This is a genomic window from Mycobacterium sp. NS-7484, assembly GCF_001953975.1.
Taxonomy (GTDB): Bacteria; Actinomycetota; Actinomycetes; order Mycobacteriales; family Mycobacteriaceae; genus Mycobacterium.
The window spans coordinates 60,861-78,021 of the sequence record NZ_MBEJ01000138.1 but is presented as its reverse complement, the minus strand read 5'-3'; the positions used below and the strand labels follow the sequence as shown (position 1 = coordinate 78,021).

General features: G+C 66.5%; 19 protein-coding genes. 8 read left to right on the top strand and 11 right to left on the bottom strand.

The annotated features are described in order from the left end of the window. The first annotated feature begins 41 nt into the window (after positions 1-41). Genes ureB through ureG form a run of 6 tightly spaced genes read left to right on the top strand, consistent with a single transcriptional unit; the run spans position 42 to position 4,534 of the window. A complete protein-coding gene (ureB, locus tag A5733_RS26255) occupies positions 42-629 on the top strand; it encodes an urease subunit beta (protein ID WP_231965733.1) in 588 nt (195 codons plus the stop codon). Next, positions 622-963 (top strand): hypothetical protein, encoded by a 342-nt coding sequence (locus A5733_RS28270; protein WP_369830981.1) that lies wholly within the window; start codon positions 622-624, stop codon positions 961-963. Before ureB ends, A5733_RS28270 begins: the two co-directional genes overlap by 8 nt. After that, the gene (locus A5733_RS26250) at positions 936-2,330 is read left to right on the top strand and encodes an urease subunit alpha (RefSeq protein WP_369830980.1); all 1,395 of its coding nucleotides are present in this window, start codon (positions 936-938) and stop codon (positions 2,328-2,330) included. The genes A5733_RS28270 and A5733_RS26250 overlap by 28 nt, the downstream gene beginning before the upstream one ends. Positions 2,331-2,332: 2 nt before the next feature. Further along, positions 2,333-3,007, top strand: coding sequence for an urease accessory protein UreF (locus tag A5733_RS26245; RefSeq protein WP_197508305.1), 675 nt, complete (start codon positions 2,333-2,335; stop codon positions 3,005-3,007). Further along, on the top strand, positions 2,997-3,935 hold the full coding sequence (locus A5733_RS26240) for an urease accessory protein UreD (RefSeq protein WP_158070636.1): 939 nt from the start codon (positions 2,997-2,999) through the stop codon (positions 3,933-3,935). Before A5733_RS26245 ends, A5733_RS26240 begins: the two co-directional genes overlap by 11 nt. After that, positions 3,860-4,534, top strand: coding sequence for an urease accessory protein UreG (ureG, locus tag A5733_RS26235; protein ID WP_076242206.1), 675 nt, complete (start codon positions 3,860-3,862; stop codon positions 4,532-4,534). Before A5733_RS26240 ends, ureG begins: the two co-directional genes overlap by 76 nt. A gap of 104 nt (positions 4,535-4,638) precedes the next feature. Here the strand turns inward: ureG and ahcY are convergent, their stop codons facing one another. The 6 genes from ahcY to A5733_RS26205 form a co-directional block, all read right to left on the bottom strand. Next, positions 4,639-6,096: an adenosylhomocysteinase gene (gene ahcY / locus A5733_RS26230; RefSeq protein ID WP_067770948.1), complete on the bottom strand. Its 1,458-nt coding sequence runs from the start codon at positions 6,094-6,096 to the stop codon at positions 4,639-4,641. A gap of 137 nt (positions 6,097-6,233) precedes the next feature. Further along, a complete protein-coding gene (locus A5733_RS26225) occupies positions 6,234-6,857 on the bottom strand; it encodes a TetR family transcriptional regulator (RefSeq protein ID WP_067771011.1) in 624 nt (207 codons plus the stop codon). 77 nt (positions 6,858-6,934) lie between these two features. Further along, positions 6,935-7,120, bottom strand: coding sequence for a rubredoxin (locus A5733_RS26220; protein ID WP_067770949.1), 186 nt, complete (start codon positions 7,118-7,120; stop codon positions 6,935-6,937). After that, positions 7,117-7,290, bottom strand: coding sequence for a rubredoxin (locus tag A5733_RS26215; protein ID WP_076242205.1), 174 nt, complete (start codon positions 7,288-7,290; stop codon positions 7,117-7,119). Before A5733_RS26215 ends, A5733_RS26220 begins: the two co-directional genes overlap by 4 nt. Then, a complete protein-coding gene (locus A5733_RS26210) occupies positions 7,287-8,447 on the bottom strand; it encodes an alkane 1-monooxygenase (RefSeq protein WP_231965736.1) in 1,161 nt (386 codons plus the stop codon). Before A5733_RS26210 ends, A5733_RS26215 begins: the two co-directional genes overlap by 4 nt. Before the next feature lie 291 nt (positions 8,448-8,738). After that, positions 8,739-10,208, bottom strand: a complete 1,470-nt coding sequence (locus tag A5733_RS26205; protein WP_076242204.1) for an amino acid permease — start codon at positions 10,206-10,208, stop codon at positions 8,739-8,741. Between the two features lie 61 nt (positions 10,209-10,269). Between A5733_RS26205 and A5733_RS26200 the strand changes: the two genes are divergently transcribed. Continuing rightward, entirely contained in the window at positions 10,270-11,655 is a 1,386-nt protein-coding gene (locus tag A5733_RS26200) for an NAD(P)/FAD-dependent oxidoreductase (RefSeq protein ID WP_076242203.1), read from the top strand. 4 nt (positions 11,656-11,659) lie between these two features. Here A5733_RS26200 and manA read toward each other — a convergent pair whose 3' ends face one another. The 4 genes from manA to A5733_RS26180 all read right to left on the bottom strand — a co-directional run bounded on the left by manA (position 11,660) and on the right by A5733_RS26180 (position 15,896). Next, a complete protein-coding gene (manA, locus tag A5733_RS26195; RefSeq protein WP_076242202.1) occupies positions 11,660-12,886 on the bottom strand; it encodes a mannose-6-phosphate isomerase, class I in 1,227 nt (408 codons plus the stop codon). A gap of 4 nt (positions 12,887-12,890) precedes the next feature. Then, positions 12,891-13,964 carry a TobH protein gene (locus tag A5733_RS26190; protein ID WP_076242201.1) on the bottom strand — a complete coding sequence of 358 codons (1,074 nt, stop codon included), beginning with the start codon at positions 13,962-13,964 and terminating at the stop codon, positions 12,891-12,893. Beyond that, positions 13,961-15,349 carry a phosphomannomutase/phosphoglucomutase gene (locus A5733_RS26185; protein ID WP_076242200.1) on the bottom strand — a complete coding sequence of 463 codons (1,389 nt, stop codon included), beginning with the start codon at positions 15,347-15,349 and terminating at the stop codon, positions 13,961-13,963. The genes A5733_RS26190 and A5733_RS26185 overlap by 4 nt, the downstream gene beginning before the upstream one ends. A gap of 127 nt (positions 15,350-15,476) precedes the next feature. After that, positions 15,477-15,896 (bottom strand): DUF3499 domain-containing protein, encoded by a 420-nt coding sequence (locus A5733_RS26180; protein ID WP_067770966.1) that lies wholly within the window; start codon positions 15,894-15,896, stop codon positions 15,477-15,479. Positions 15,897-16,027: 131 nt separating this feature from the next. Here A5733_RS26180 and A5733_RS26175 point away from each other — a divergent pair, with 131 nt between their 5' ends. Continuing rightward, positions 16,028-16,450 (top strand): metallopeptidase family protein, encoded by a 423-nt coding sequence (locus A5733_RS26175; protein ID WP_067771013.1) that lies wholly within the window; start codon positions 16,028-16,030, stop codon positions 16,448-16,450. A gap of 36 nt (positions 16,451-16,486) precedes the next feature. On the opposite strand, the gene A5733_RS26170 is transcribed toward A5733_RS26175, so the two are convergent. Next, positions 16,487-16,876 (bottom strand): WhiB family transcriptional regulator, encoded by a 390-nt coding sequence (locus tag A5733_RS26170; RefSeq protein ID WP_067770968.1) that lies wholly within the window; start codon positions 16,874-16,876, stop codon positions 16,487-16,489. Positions 16,877-17,161 lie beyond the last annotated feature (285 nt).

Here is a 17,161-nt window from a genome sequence, read left to right as displayed (position 1 = left end):
GCGTCGCGTATCACTTCATCGCAGCGAATTGGGGGCGTCGGATGGGACGGCTCACCGACAAGGTCAAGGACTCTGTCATCAACCAGATGCAGCGGGCCCAGGGGAATTCGAAGTTGTTCGGCGTGACGAGCCGGCTGTTCGCCGAAGGCCAACGCCTTCTGCAGCACAATCCCATGCTCGAAAAAGTCGTCGGCGCAATGAACCCACCGCCGGTGCGTCGCCACCGCCCGGGCACGGGGCAGTCGGTGTATCTGGGCTCGGGCAAGGGTGGCGTCCTGGCCCTGGTGCAACCGGGGGCGGATTCCAGTACCAAACCCTCGGCTCCCGGGGCGATCATCTTCGGCACCGACCCGGTTCTGGTCAACGTGGGCTGTGAGGTCACCACCGTGAAGGTGGTCAATACCGGGGACCGGCCGATTCACGTCGGATCGCACTACCACTTCGCCGAGACGAACTCTGCGCTGGAGTTCGACCGCAAGGCGGCCTGGGGCAAGCGGCAGAACATCATTTCCGGCGGGCTGACCCGGTTCGACCCGGGCGTGACCCAGGAAATCGAACTGATCCCCTACGGCGGCCGGCGGATCGCTGCGGGCTTCCGCGGCGAGTGCGGGGGGCCGCTCGATGCCTGAAATTCAACGGCAGCTGTATGTGTCGATGCTCGGCCCCACCAAAGGCGATCAGCTTCGACTGGCCGACACCGACCTGTTCATCGAGATCGAGGAGGATCGCTGCGTCGGCGGCAACGAGGTGATTTTCGGTGGCGGCAAATCGGGGCGGGAGTCCCAGGGGCAGTCACACACCCCGCGGTCGCAGGGCACGCCCGATCTGGTCGTCACCAACGTGGTGATCATCGACCACTGGGGAATCATCAAGGCAGACGTGGGATTCGCGACGGCCGCTTCACCGCGATCGGGAAATCGGGGAACCCCGACATCATGGACGGCGTCCATCCCGACCTGGTGATCGGCCCGTCCACCGAGATCATGAACGGCATGGGCCTGATCATGACGCCGGGCCATATCGACACCCACGTGCACTTCGTGGTTCCGGACGAGTTCACCGTGGCATTGCAGTCCGGCGTCACGACGCTGCTCGGCGGGGGCACCGGTGCGACCGATGGTGGCAAGGCCACGTTGGCCACGCCAGGCGCCTGGTGGTTGGCACGATTGTTCGAGGGATCCGACCCGTTCCCGGTCAATGTGGGGTTCCTGGCCCGCGGCACCACCGTCTCCGAGGAAGCGTTGTGGGAACAGTTGCGCGGCGGAGCATGTGGGATCAAGTGTCACGAAGACTGGGGTGCCAGCCTGGCGGTGATCGACACCGCGCTGCGGGTGGCCGAGCAGTCCGGGGTGCAGGTTGCCGTCCACAGCGACACGGCGAACGAGTGCGGGTTCGTCGAGGACCTGATGCGCACCGTCGACGGCCGCAACTTTCACAGCTACCACACCGAAGGTGCCGGCGGCGGCCATGCCCCCGACATCATCCGCATCGCAGGTGAGCCCAACGTACTGCCGTCGTCCACGACCCCGACCCGGCCCTACACCACGGGCACCCTCGATGAGCAACTGGACGTGATTCTCGTTGCCCACCAACTCAATCCGAGAATCCCCGCAGAGCTGACCTTCGCCGAGAGCCGGGTGCGCGCCGGCACCATCGCCGCCGAAGACATCCTGCAGGACATGGGCGCCATCTCGGCCATGTCCTCGGATGCACTGGCCGTGGGACGGATCAGCGAGACGGTGCTGCGCAACTGGCAGACCGCGCACTGCATGAAGCACCTGCGCGGGAAGCTCAGCGCCGAGGAGAAGGCCGACAACGACCGGGTTCGCCGCTATGTCGCAAAAACGACCATCTGCCCGGCGGTGATCCACGGATTGGAGGACGAGATCGGGTCGATCGAGGCGGGCAAGCTGGCGGACTTCGTGCTGTACGTGCCGGCCCTGTTCGGGATCCGGCCCACCGCTGTGTTCAAGGGCGGCATGATCGCGATGTCGCTGATCGGTGACCCCAGTGCGGCGGTGCCCACCACCGAACCGGTGCTGATGCGGCCGGGCTACAGCATGAACACCAGGGCAGCTCAAGCCACCAGCGTCGCCTTCGTCTCGACGGTCGCTGTGGAAGACGGGCTGGCCGACCGGTTGAACATCTCGCGAAAGCTGGTGCCGGTCAAGAACATGCGCGACTGCACGAAAGCCGACCTCCCCCTCAACACCGCGCTGCCGAAAATCGAGGTCAACCCCGACACCTTCGAGGTCCGTATCGACGGCGAACCGGCGAACCATGAAGCGCCGAGCGAGTTGCCCATGGCCCAGCGGTACTTCCTCTACTGACCGTGTCTGCCACACCGGCTGCCCTGCTGCTGCTCACCGACGGTCGACTGCCCGCCGGTGGTTACGCCCATTCCGGCGGAATCGAGGCCGTCATCCGGGCCGGCCGGGTCCGCGATCTGGACACACTGGAGCACTTTCTGCGCGGCCGGGCCGCGACATCGGGTGCCGTGGCGGCCGCGTTCGCCGTTGCCGCGTGTGCTGCCGCGGCCTCGGGCGACGACGCCCGGCTGGGCCTGCTCGACACCGAGCTCGACGCCCGCACCCCGTCGCCGACGCTGCGAGCGGTCTCCCGCGCGCTCGGCCGCCAACTGCACCGGGCGATGACCACCATCCGGCCGGTTCCGCAGCTCGCCAAAGTGGCTGTGCAGGCGCACCATCCCATCGTCCTGGGGGTGGTGACGGCCGGCTTCGGTCTCGCACCGAGTGACGCCGCGGCGGCCGCGCTCTACGACGCCGTGGCCGGTCCCGCCACCGCCGCGGTCCGGCTGTTGAGCGTCGATCCGCTTGCCGTGCACGCGGTCCTGGCGCGGCTCCTGCCCACCCTCGACGCGCTCAGCGCAGTCGCCACCGGCCACGCCGACACCCCGATCTCGGAACTACCGGCCCATGGTGCACCGCTGCTCGACATCGCCGCCGAACAGCACCACCGGCAGGAGGTGCGGCTGTTTGCCTCTTGACCTGAAACCGGGTGCGATGCGTGCGCACGCCAGCCTGGCCACCGAAGCCACCCCCGGCATCGACGGCCGCTCCCACACGCACATCTCCGAATTACGTTCGGAGGTCCCGATATCGCTGCGGATCACCAATCCGAAGGAACCGCATGCCTGGGCCGACTGCCTGGCCGGGGCAGCGCGGGTGAGCGTTGCCGCCGCTGCCGCCGGTCCGGTAGGCGGTGACCGCTTCACATTCGACATCGACGTCGGCCCGGACAGTGCCCTTGTGCTCGCCGACGTCTCCGCGACCCTGCTGCTACCGGGCCCGTATGGTGACTGTTCGCACACCACCACGCAGGTGCGTGTGGGTGACGGCGCGACGCTGGTCTGGTTGCCCGAGCCGATCATCGCCGCGGCGCACTGCAACCACGTCAACGATCTTCGTGTCGACCTGGCGCCGACGGCTCGGCTGCTGCTGCGTGAGGAGTTGATCCTCGGCCGGCACGGTGAGCAACCCGGCACCATCGAGCAGCGCTTGAAGATCCGGCGTGGTGGTCGGCCGCTCTTTCATCAGGACCTACACATCGGACCCGACGCCACCGGGTGGAACAGTGCGGCCGTCGCAGCCACCTGTCGCGCGGTCGGCTCCACGATTGTGGTTGACCCCCAACGGGATTGGTCAGCAGCGATGTCGGCGACCCTGGCGGGCACGGCCGCCCTGCTGACGCTGCCCGGCCCGGCCGCCATGATCACCGCGCTCGGCGACGACAACCTGCAGTTGCGTACAGCGCTGAACGCCGGTTTGTCGCGGCTCGGGAAGCCATGGCAGGCGTCCACCGAATCATCCTCGGTACCAACGGAAATGGAGGCTCGTCCATGTCAGAACAACACCCACCCCGCGCCCTTCGCCTCGGGGTGGCCGGACCGGTCGGCACCGGAAAGAGCTCATTGATCGCCACCCTGTGCCGTAACCTGGCCGAACAGTACCGCTTCGGTGTGGTCACCAACGACATCTACACCGACGAGGACGCCCGATTTCTGCGCTCCCAGGGAATCCTTCCCGCCGAGCGGATCCGCGCCGTGGAGACCGGCGCCTGCCCGCACACCGCGATCCGCGACGACATCACGATGAACCTGTTGGCCGTCGAAGATCTCGAGCGTGATTTCGCGCCACTGGACATCGTGTTGATCGAAAGTGGCGGCGACAATCTCACCGCGACCTTCTCCCCCGGTTTGGTCGACGCCCAGATCTTTGTCCTCGACGTCGCCGGCGGCGGCGACGTCGCCCGCAAAGGCGGCCCCGGAATCGCCCGGGCAGATCTGTTGGTGATCAACAAGATCGACCTCGGGCCGCACGTCGACGTCGATGTGCCGCAGATGCTCACCGACGCCCGTGCCGCCCGCAAGGCCTCGCCGGTGCTCGCACTGTCACGCAAACACCCGGACACCGTCGAGCAACTGTGCGATTGGGTGCGCGGCCTGCATGCCAGGTTTACCGCGGGCGCGCACGTCCCGGTCGACCCCGGTGCAATGGCCCCGCATCGTCACTGAACCCGGCGAGAAGACGCAAAAGCGCCCAAAATCCGTAGATCAAGGGCGCTTTCGCTGGGGGCACCACCCGCTTGCGGGGGACTGCTCGCGCAGAACAGGGTGACTCAGTAGCGGTAGTGCTCCGGCTTGTACGGGCCTTCGACGTCCACGCCGATGTACTCGGCCTGCTCCTTGGTCAGCTTGGTCAGCGTGCCGCCGAGTGCCTCGACGTGGATGCGCGCCACCTTCTCGTCGAGATGCTTGGCCAGGCGGTAGACCTCGTTGTCGTACTCGTCGTTCTTGGTCCACAGCTCGATCTGGGCGATCACCTGGTTGGAGAAGCTGTTGCTCATCACGAATGACGGGTGGCCCGTGGCGTTTCCGAGGTTGAGCAGCCGGCCCTCGCTCAGCACGATGATCGACTTGCCGTCCTCGAAGGTCCACTGGTCGACCTGAGGCTTGATGTTGAGCCGCTTGGCGCCCGAACGCTCCAGGGCCGCCATGTCGATCTCGTTGTCGAAGTGGCCGATGTTGCCCAGGATCGCGTGGTCCTTCATCGCCTTCATGTGATCGAGGGAGATGATGTCCTTGTTGCCGGTCGAGGTGACGACGATGTCGGCGTTTCCGATCGCCTCCTCCACGGTCACCACGTCGTAACCGTCCATCAGCGCCTGCAGGGCGTTGATCGGGTCGATCTCGGTGACCTGCACGCGCGCGCCCTGTCCGGCCATCGACTCGGCGCAACCCTTGCCCACGTCGCCGTAGCCGCAGATCAGCACCTTCTTGCCACCGATCAGCGCGTCGGTGCCGCGGTTGATGCCGTCGATCAGCGAGTGGCGGGTGCCGTACTTGTTGTCGAACTTGCTCTTGGTGACGGAGTCGTTGACGTTGATCGCCGGGAACGCCAGCTCACCGGCGGCGGCGAACTGGTACAGCCGCAGCACGCCGGTGGTGGTCTCTTCGGTGACACCCTTGACCGACTCGGCGATCTTGGTCCACTTGTCCTTTTCCGTCTCGAAGCGCTTGCGCACCAGCGACAGGAAGACCTTCCACTCGGCCGAGTCGTCGTCCTCGGCGGGCGGCACCACACCGGCCTTCTCGTACTGCGCGCCGCGCAGCACGAGCATGGTGGCGTCGCCACCGTCGTCGAGGATCATGTTCGCCGGCTCGCCTTCCCAGGTGAGCATCTGCTCGGCGGCCCACCAGTACTCCTCCAGGGTCTCGCCCTTCCAGGCGAAGACCGGGGTGCCCTTGGGCTCCTCCGGGGTGCCGTGTGGGCCGACGACGACGGCTGCCGCGGCATGGTCCTGGGTGGAGAAGATGTTGCAGGAGGCCCAGCGCACCTCGGCGCCCAGCGCCGTCAAGGTCTCGATCAGCACCGCCGTCTGCACGGTCATGTGCAGCGAACCGGAGATGCGCGCTCCTTTGAGGGGCTGCACGTCGTGGTACTCGCGGCGCAGCGCCATCAGGCCCGGCATCTCGTGCTCGGCCAGGCGGATCTCCTTGCGGCCGAAGTCGGCCAGCGAGAGGTCGGCAACCTTGTAGTCGATGCCGTTCCGGCTGTCGGCCTTCAACTCAGTCATGTAGAGCCCTCTTTCAGTCGTGATTGCTTCCAACCGCACGGGTGCGCCCAGCGGCAACGCCTCATGCCGATACCTCTAGCCTGCGGGCTCGCGGGACAGGCGCTCATGCGTTTCTCACAGCGGCGGCGCTCTGACAGCTACGGGGTATCTATGACACCGTAGCGCTCGGCGAACGGCGTCATGAGTCGGGCCAGGTCACCGGCCACATCGTGGTCGGCCTCGGGTGGCATCGAGACGTAGCTCATCGCCAGCCGCACGATCGCCCGGGCCAGTATCCCGGCATCCTCGTCGCTGGCCTTGATCCAGCTGTTCTGGAAGGTCCCGGTCAACCGTTGTGAGCACCGGGAGATGATCGGTCCGCTGCCGGTGGTGATGATCTGCAACAGGTCGGGTTTGGAGGCCCCGGTGAGCAGCGAGATCACCAGCGGGTCGGCGGCGGACTCAAGGAAGAACGCCCGGAACCCTTCCAGGAATGCCGCATGGACCTCGCCGACGTTGTTGTTGATCGCATCGTCGACCGCGTCGACGAGCCGATCGGCCAGCCGCATGGCGTAGCCCTCGGCCAGGCCCTGGCGTGAGCCGAACTCGTTGTAGATCGTCTGCCGGCTGATCCCGGCGGCCTTGGCCACGTGCGAGAGGGTGATCGCCGACCAGTCACGGGTCAGCAGCAGCTCGCGCATGCCGTCGAGAATCGAGTCTCGTAACAGCACCCGCGACGCCTCCGCGTACGGGATGCGTTGCTTGTCTCGCGGCCGACTCACACGGGCGACAATATCGCTTCCGAGGCCGCTGTCGAGCACGTCACTCGTCGCGACACTCGCAGCGGTCCTCGAAACGATCACGGCCGTGCGACCTCCACCATCTCGAAATCGCTCTTGGCCGCACCGCAATCCGGGCAGCTCCAGTCCTCCGGGATGTCGTCCCAGCGGGTGCCCGGGGCGATGCCGTCCTCGGGCCAACCCTTGGCCTCGTCGTACTCGAACCCGCATTGCACACAGACGTACAGCTTGTACGGCTCGGTCACTGATTCACCTCCATGAGTTCGAAATCGAGCTTCTCCCGCACCGCGCAGTCCGGGCAGCACCAGTCGTCGGGCACGTCGTCCCATGGGGTACCGGCCGGGAAGCCCTCGCGCGGTGCACCTTTGGCCTCGTCGTAGACGTAACCGCAACCGGGGCACTGATAGGCGCTCATGCGGCGCCCTGCTCGTCGGCCCCGTAACGGGCCAGCACCTTGTCACGCAGCCGCGGCTGGATGTTGACCCGGGTGATGTCGCCGTCATAGTGCTCGAGCACCCGGTGGTCCATCACCTTGCGCCACAACGGCGGCAGGTAGGTCAGCCCGATCAGCGAGGCGTAACCACTGGGCAGATTGGGTGCTCCGTCAATACTGCGCAGGGTCTGGTATCGGCGGGTCGGGTTGGCGTGGTGATCGCTGTGCCGCTGCAGGTGATACAGGAACAGGTTGGTCACGATGTGATCGGAGTTCCAGCTGTGTACCGGTGCGCACCGTTCGTAGCGGCCGCTGGGCAGCTTCTGCCGCAACAGGCCGTAATGCTCGAGATAGTTCACCGACTCCAGCAGGCTGAACCCGTAGACGGCCTGGATGAGCATGAACGGGAGCACTCCGACGCCGAAGATCGCGATCAGCACACCCCAGAACACCACCGACATCGCCCACGCGTTGAGCACATCGTTGGACCAGTGCCACGGTGACTTGCCCTGCCGTCGCAAGCGTTGGGCCTCCAACTCCCACGACGAGCGCAGGCTGCCGAACACGCTGCGCGGCAAGAACTCCCAGAAGGTCTCGCCGAACCGCGCCGACGCGGGGTCCTCGGGCGTGGCCACCCGGACGTGGTGCCCACGGTTGTGCTCGATGTAGAAGTGGCCGTACCAGGTCTGGGCCAGCGTGATCTTGGACAGCCAGCGCTCCAGCGACTCGCGTTTGTGCCCCATCTCGTGGGCGGTGTTGATGCCCACCCCGCCGAGCACACCCACCGACAGCGCGACGCCGATCTTGGCCGGCCAGCCGAGGCCGCCGTCGAACCCGAGCCAGCTCAGATCGGATGCGGTGAACAGATAGGCGCCCATGATGACACTGGCGTACTGGAATGGGATGTAGACGTAGGTGCAGTAGCGGTAGTACTTGTCGTTCTCCAGCTGCTCCATCACCTCGTCGGGCGGGTTCTGGCCGTCGGGTCCGAACCGCAGGTCCAGCAACGGCAGCAGGACGTAGACCAGGATCGGCCCGACCCACAGCGGCACCTGCGCGGCGATGTGCCAGCCGGCGTGGTTGAGCGCCCACACCAGCGGCAGCATGACGAATATCGCCGTCGGGGCGATCAGCCCCATGAGCCACAGGTGCCGCTTACGGTCCCGCCATTCCCGGACGTCTGATCCGGTGGGAAGTTCTGCCACCACGATGAGCCTCCTTGTGTGAGTGCTGTCACTGCGATGACTTGACTATAAGCACGCTTATGTCTCTTGTCTAGACACAAGAAGATGTTTTGTAAAGCCGACGGAGCGCGCGACACCATCGGACCGCGTGGTGGACGAACGAACGCCGAGATTGAAGCGAGGGACAGGACCAGGCCGAAATCTGTCCCTGAACGCAATCTCGGCGATGGCGGCGCTCGGCGAGCCTCAGACCGTGGCGACCTCGCGATTGGCCAGCACGGAATTCCGGCGGCCGTAGAGCGCGTACACCACCACGCCGATGGCCATCCAGATCAGGAACCGAATCCAGGTCAACCCGGTCAGGTTCAGCATCAGCCACAGGCAGGCCAGGATCGCCGCGAGGGGCAACACCGGCACCCAGGGCACCCGGAACCCGCGCCGCAGGTCGGGCCGGGTCCGGCGCAGCACGATCACGCCTGCCGAGACCAGGACGAAGGCGAACAGAGTGCCGATGTTGACCATTTCCTCCAGCCGGCCCATCGGGAACACCGACGCTGCGATCGCCACCAGCACACCCACGATCACGGTGATCCGGACGGGCGTGCCCCGGCTGCCGGTGACCGCGAGTTGCCGCGGCAGCAGGCCGTCGCGCGACATCGCGAACAACACGCGCGTCTGCCCCAGCATCAGCACGATCACCACCGTGGTCAGGCCGGCCAGCGCGCCGATCGAGATCACCTTCGCCGCCCAGTGCACACCGTTGGCGGCGAATGCGGTGGCCAGGTTGGCGTGCCCGTCCGGGGCATCACGCAGCACGGTGTAGGACACCATGCCCGAGAGCACCACCGACACCGCGACGTAGAGCACCGTGACGATGCCGAGGGAGGCGAGGATGCCGCGGGGCACGTCTCGCTGCGGATCGCGGGTCTCCTCGGCGGTGGTGGCGACGACGTCGAACCCGATGAACGCAAAGAACACGATCGACGCACCGGCCAGCACGCCATACCAGCCGTAGTGGCTGCCTGCGGCGCCGGTCAGCAGCGAGAACAGGGATTGGTCGGCCCCCCCGGCGCCCTCGCCCGCCTCGTTCGGCGGTATGAACGGCGTGTAGTTGGCGGCCTTGATGTAGAACGCACCGACGACCACCACGAGTAGCACGACCGACACCTTGATGATCGTGATGGCCAGGCTGAAGTGCGCCGACACCTTGGTGCCCAGCACCAGCAAGACGGTCACGAACACGATGATCAGCAGCGCGCCCCAGTCGACCGCGACGCCGCCCACATCGGCCGTTCCGCCGCCGAAACCGAACACCGTCCCGAGGTAGCTGGACCACCCCTTGGCCACCACCGCGGCCGCGACGGCGAATTCCAAGATCAAATCCCAACCGATGATCCATGCCACGAATTCACCGAATGTCGCATAGGAAAATGTGTACGCGCTGCCAGCAACCGGCACGGTCGAGGCGAACTCGGCGTAACACAAGGCCGCCAGCCCACATGCCACCGCCGCGATCACGAACGCGATCGAGATCGCCGGGCCGGTCAAATTACCCGCTGTAGATGCGGTGATGGTGAAGATCCCCGCGCCGATGACGACCGATACGCCGAAGACCGTCAGATCCCACCACGTGAGATTCTTACGCAGTCGCGTCGAGGGTTCGTCAGTGTCAGCAATCGATTGCTCGACAGATTTTGTTCGCCGAACGGCAGACATATGTGGTGTTGCCTCTCATTGTGGCCCGGTTCCCGCCATATTCCCATTACCGTGGCGTGCGATGAGCGCGACTCCCCCACATTCCCACGACCATGTCGTGGTCATCGGCGGCAGCATTGCCGGGCTGTGTGCAGCCCGGGTCCTTGCCGACCATTTCGACCGCGTCACCCTGTACGAGCGCGATGAGCTCCCCGATGAACCGGTCAACCGCAGCGCGGTGCCTCAGGGCCAGCATGTGCACCTGTTGATGGCCCGCGGAGCCGAGGAGCTCGAATCCCTCTTCGAGGGGTTACTCGACGACATGAGGGCCGCCAACGTTCCCGTGGTCGAAAACAAGCCGGCGTCGATCCATTTCGAGGCCGGCGGCCACCTGCTGGGCACCGGGCAGACCCCGGAGTCCAACTTCACCTCGTACGTGCCCAGTCGCGGACAGCTCGAATGGCAGATCCGTCGACGGGTGCTGGCCCTGCCCAATGTGCAGATCCTGCACCGCGGGGTGAGCGAGCCGCAGTACGACCCGACCGCCGGGCGGGTGAGCGGCGTGGTGCTCGACGACGGCGAACTGGTGAGTGCCGATCTGGTGGTCGACGCCTCCGGCCGCGGCAGCCGCCTGCCGGTGTGGCTGGAGCAGTGGGGCTTCGATCGGCCGCGTGAGGACACGATCAAGGTCGGCGTCACCTATGCGTCGCAGCGCGTCCGTATCCCGGCGGAGTTGATCAGCGAGAAGCTGGTGGTAGTCAGCGCGGCGCACGACAGCGGGCTGGGCATGGGCATGCTGTTCCACGAGGACGGTATCTGGACCGTCACCGCGTTCGGCGTCGCCAAGGCCGAACCACCGGCGGACTTCGCCGGTATCAAGGCGCTGGGCGGCGTCGCCCTGCCACCGCGCCTGGCCGCCGCGCTGCAGGCCGGTGAACCGGTGGGCGGGATGAACTTTCATCGCTATCCGGTCAGCAAGTGGCGTCGTTACGACAAGATGAGCCGGTTCCCGGACGGGATCTTCCCGTTCGGCGATGCGGTGGTCAGCCTGAACCCGACGTACGGCCAGGGCGTGACCATGTCGACCGTGCAGGCGACCAACCTGCGTGAGGTGCTGGCCGAGGGCACCCATGACCTGATCCCGCGGCTTGCCCGACGCACGGCGAAGACGACGTACCCGGTGTGGACGATGAACTCGGTGGCCGATCAGGTGGCGCACGGGGCGGAGGGCGATCGGGCGTTCTGGCACGGCCCGATGTTCGGGCTCTTCGACCAGTTCCTCGGGGCGGCCGAAACCGATCCTGTACTGGCCGAGTGGTTTCTGCGCCGCTGCATGCTCGACAGCCTGTGGCTGACCCCGCCGCCGCGGATCGTCGCACGAGCGATCCGTCACAACGTCAAGGCGTGGCTGGCCGAACGACGTCAGCGCCGCAACGAGCCAGCGGAGTCCGTCACCGCCTCGCGGTGACGGACTAGATGCCGACGGTCACCCGGAACAGTTTCGTCGGCTCGCCCGCGGTGAGCCGGATCGGGCCGTCGGCGGCCGCCACCCAGGCCGCCGCGCCGCGCTCCAAGGTCAGTTTGTCGTCGTCGGCATAGACCACCGCGGCCCCTTCGGTGCACAGCAGCAACTGCGGGCCGTTGTGACGGGAATGCACGTCGATCTCGTCGCCGACGCGCTCGCCGTCGATGGACACCACCGACACCGCGAACTCCTGCGCGGGCGTCTGATAAACGGTTTCCGTTCCGCCCGTGACGGTTTCGGAAAACAGCCGATCCTCGGGGGTCGGGGCGAAATCGAGCACGCGCAGCAGTTCGGGCACGTCGACGTGCTTGGGGGTCAGCCCACCACGCAGCACGTTGTCGGAGTTGGCCATCACCTCGACGCCGACCCCGTGCAAGTAGGCGTGCAGGTTTCCGGCCGGAAGGTAGACACCCTCGCCCGGCTGCAAACTGATGCGGTTGAGCAGCAGAGAGGCCAGCACCCCGGCATCACCTGGGTAACGCTCACCGAGTTCCAGCAGCGTCTTCACCTCGGCGACGAATTTCTTTTCCCCAGAACGGATGTAGTGGACGGCTCCGTCGAGAACAGCGGGTACCAGGACGTCGAGGTCAGGCTGCGGCGCGGTGATCCAGGTGGTGAACAGCGCCCGCAGGCCGTCGGCGTCGGACTGATCGGAGAGCAGGTTGATGAACGGGTCGAGATCCGAGACCGCGAGCGCGCGCATCAGCTCGACCGTGTGATCGACCGGGCGGAAACCGGCGAGGGCATCGAATTGTCCTAGCGCAACCAGCAATTCGGGCTTGTGACTGCGGTCGCGATAGTTTCTCACCGGCGAGTTCACCGGGATCTCGAGCCGATCTTCACGGTCGAAACCTTCCCGGGCCTGCGCAGCGCTGGGATGCGCCTGCAGGGACAGCGGTTCGTCCGCGGCGAGCACCTTCACCAGGAACGGCAGTGCGTCACCGAATCTGCCGATCGCCTCGCCACCCAGCTGCGCCTCAGGGTCGTCGTGGACCGCCTGCAGCAGCGAGACCTCACCGTGCTCGGTCTGCAGCCACGCGGGGTCGGCCGGGTGCGCGCCGAACCACAGTTCAGCCTCTGGATGAATGGTGGGGCTGGGCCTTCCGGTGAATTCCGCAATGGCCGTACGCGAACCCCAGGCATAGGTCCGCACCACTCCGCGTAGCAGGTGCACTTGCTTATCCTCGAACCAGTTTCAAATATACGGCCGTCATCTCCAGACGGAGGGCCAGAATCGCGAGTTGTTGCTCTGGGCGCCCGGCGGACGGCGGGGTGGTCCCGGCCGGTTCCGGCACATCTTCGGCACCGATCATCACGATGTCGTCGAAGCCGCCGACCCGGGACCCCACCGACTGCCGTTCGGTATCGGTGATCAAGGCGAACGTACGGGTGCGACGCGGCAGTGGCCCGTCGATCTGTTCGTCGTGGAACAGGGAGTCGGCGGCGGGTGCTCCGACCGCCCCACCGGCGACCGCGGCGAGCGCATCGCTCAGTCCGGCAGCGGCCACGACCTCCCCGGCCAGGCGCAACATCACCGCCGCGCCGTGCCGAGCCAACGCCAGCGTGGCCGCATTGTCCCCCGCCAGTACCACGGCGCGGTCCGACATCCGTTCGGCCAGAGTCTTGGCCGGATTGGTGAACAGGTCGCGTCCGGCGCTGTTGGCCAGCGCTTCGGCGTCCAGTTCGTCGGCCAATGCGGCCAGATCGACCCGCCGCGCCGGATCCACCACGTGCATCGCGGCCAGGCCGGCGGCCAGGTATCGGATCAGCCCGAAGTCGTCGGGCACCCACAGCCGCGGAGCCAGGACCGCCGCGCGCCCGGCCGCGACGTCACGCAGCGGCCCCTCATGTGGTGCCACGATCAACACACGCGCACCGCGGCGCACACCGGTGGCGGCCGCGTTCACGAGCGCCGGATCACCCGGATCGTCACCGGCGACGATCACCACGTCCAGCGCGCCGAGCCACGGCGGGGTCTCGGCGGCCACCACGATGGGCGCCGCGGCCGACCCGCCGAGTACGGCGGCCAACATGGCACCCGCGGACTCGGCGGTCCCGCGGCCGGCCACCCAAATCACTGTGCGCGGTGGGTGATCGGCGCGCAGAGGATCGAGGACCCCTTCGGCCAAGGCTGCGGCGGTGGACCGCACCTGGGCTCCCGCCATGGCCGCGGCCCGGAGCAGACCGTTGCGATCGGCGGCGAGAAGTCCGTCTCCGTCGTCCAGGTCGACCGTGGCGTCCACGGCGTTCACGGCACCGGCTCGCTCACCCCACGGATCTGCGCCGAAACCCTGTCGACGAGCGCGGCGACATCCTCGGCGGTGCGCGCTTCCACGTTCAGGCGAAGTAGCGGTTCGGTATTGGAGCTACGCAGGTTGAACCAGCAGCCGCCGCCGAGATCGACGGTGACGCCGTCGAGGTGGTCGATGGACTGGATCGAACTGCCGAACGATTTCAGTACCGCGTCCACGCATTCCGGTGCATCGCTGACGGTGAAGTTGATCTCGCCGGACGCCTCGTACCGCTGATAGTCCGCCATGATCTCCGAGAGTGGCCGATCCTGCTCACCCAGTGCGGCGAGCACGTGCAGCGCGGCGAGCATGCCGGAATCGGCGCCCCAGAAGTCACGGAAGTAGTAGTGCGCCGAGTGCTCGCCACCGAAGATGGCTCCGGTCTCGGCCATCAGGGCCTTGATATAGGAATGCCCGACCCGCGAGCGCACCGGGGTTCCGCCGCGCTCGGTCACCAACTCGGGTACCGCGCGCGAGGTGATCAGGTTGTGGATGACGGTGGCACCGATCTCCCGGTTGAGTTCCCGGGCGGCCACCAGGGCGGTCACCGCCGACGGAGACACCGGGCGACCGAGTTCGTCGACGACGAAGCACCGGTCGGCGTCACCGTCGAAGGCCAGGCCGATATCGGCGCCGGTGGCCAGCACATGTGCCTGCAGGTCGACCAGGTTGGCCGGATCCAGCGGGTTGGCTTCGTGATTGGGGAAGGTGCCGTCGAGTTCGAAGAACAGCGGAAGCACCGTGACGTCGGGGATCGGACCGAGAACCGCGGGCGTGGTGTGCCCGGCCATGCCGTTGCCCGCGTCCACTGCGATCCGCAGTGGACGCAGCGCGCTGAGGTCGACCAGGGACCGGAGGAAGGCGCCGTAGTCGGCCAGCACATCGCGGTCGGAAATCGACCCGGGCGGGCCGTCGAACGCCGGCACGCCGGCAATCACCTCATCGGCGATCACGGCCAGACCGGTGTCCTTGCCGACCGGCTTGGCTCCGGCGCGACACAACTTGATGCCGTTGTAGGCCGCCGGATTGTGGCTCGCGGTGAACATCGCCCCCGGGCAGTCCAACAGACCCGAGGCGAAATACAGCTGATCGGTGGAGGCCAGACCGATCCGGACCACGTCGAGGCCCTGAGCCGTCACACCGTCGGCGAACGCGGCCGCCAACGTCGGTGAGCTCTCCCGCATGTCGTAGCCGATCACGGCCTGGGTGGCACCCTCGGCCCGGACCAGGCGGGCGAACGCGCCACCGACCTCGGCCACGAACGACTCGTCGATCTGCGTACCGACCAATCCACGGACGTCATAGGCCTTGATGACATCGTGAACAGCCGCCGCTGGCCTAGACATATAGCTCCTTGTGAAACGGGATCGTTGGCGCCAGCCTAACTGTCGGGTGGCTTCGACACGTTCACTACTCGTGGCCCGGCTGTTGTCTGATCAGGGCTAGTCAGTGCTAGTCCGTGGCGTGTCCGGGCTAGTTGTCGGGATCCGGCAGCACCCGCAGATGACCACGACGACGCCCGTTGGTCTCAGAAGGACGGGCCTGCGGCGCGATCACCGCGCCGGCGCCCACACCGGTGGCGGGATCGGAGAATCCGGCGACCACTCCGCCACGCGGCACGGCACCGGCCTGACCCTCCCGGACCGCGTCGGCCAGGGCCACCAGGTCGTCTTCATCGGGATTGGTGGGCAGCGGCCCGGCGTGACGAACCAGCTCCCAGCCACGGGGCGCGGTGATGCGCCCGGCGTGGCCGACGCACAGATCCCAGGAGTGGGGCTCGGAAACCGTGGCCAAGGGTCCGACCACAGCCGTGGAGTCGGAGTAGACAAAAGTCAGCGTCGCCACGGCATAGTGCGGGCACCCGGGCCGGCAGCAGCGACGGGGAACATTCACGCACCAGAGATTACTGTGGACGATCGCTGTGCGCTGCCGGACACGCTCAGCCGTCGGTGCCCCGATCCCGAACCGTTACGATCATCGCCGTGGTCCAGCGAAACCCATGGCGGTCGCGGCGCGGTCGCGATATCCGCGGGCCGCTGCTGCCGCGTTCGGTTCCGGGGTGGCGCAGCCGTGCCGAGCGGTTCGACATGGCGGTCCTGGAAGCCTATGAGCCGATCGAACGCCGATGGGCGTCGCGGCTGAAAGATCTCGACGTCGCGGTGGACGAGATTCCCCGGATGTCCCCGAAGGATCCCGACAGTGTGCAGTGGCCGCCCGAGGTCATCGCGGATGGCCCGATCGCGCTGGCGCGGCTGATACCGGCAGGCGTCGACGTCAGAGGAAATGCGACCCGGGCTCGAATTGTGTTGTTCCGCAAGCCCATCGAGCGCCGGGTCAAAGGATCCGATGAGCTTGCTGATTTGCTGCATGAAATCCTGGTGGCCCAGGTGGCCACCTATCTGGGAGTTGAACCGTCAGTCATCGACCCAACGATCGACGACGACTGACGTCGGGCGCCCACGTTCAGCGCCCTGCCGAGAGCCTCAGATGATGCCGCGTTTGAGGCGGCGACGCTCCCGTTCGGATAGCCCTCCCCAGATACCGAAGCGCTCATCGTGCGCGAGCGCGTACTCCAAGCACGCATCCTTGACTTCACAGCCCTGGCAGATGCGCTTGGCCTCGCGGGTAGACCCGCCCTTCTCCGGGAAGAACGCCTCCGGGTCGGTCTGTGCGCAGAGCGCACGTTCCTGCCATTGGTCGTCTTCGACTTCCGGATCAACATCAATGTGTTCGGGAACGAGACTCAGCTGGGGACGTCCGGTCGTCTCCAACGGTGTCGTTCCGGTGTTGATGTGCGGTGCGTTGTCCACCGAGCCGAGCAGCCGGCCGTCAAACCGGACCACATGATCGAAATCGCCGCTCTCATAAGACATTTTCCCCCGCCTCCTCACTCGGTCTCGTAGATCCTAAGTGGAGCCCCACTATTGCGATGTGCGGTCACCCCATTCGAACAGTTGATCGAATCTCGGTCCGCGACACCGGAATCGGTCACCAACCGGGAAATGACACAACTGTGATTACACACGTGTTAGCTGCCAGGGTCAAGCGGAATGGCGCGATTTCATACCATCTCGTAATGTCAAATCGGCGCGTCGCGACATCGGCGTGTCCTGGCCGTGACGACGTCGTTTCCATCCGCAGGCCCTCAGCGCTTAGGG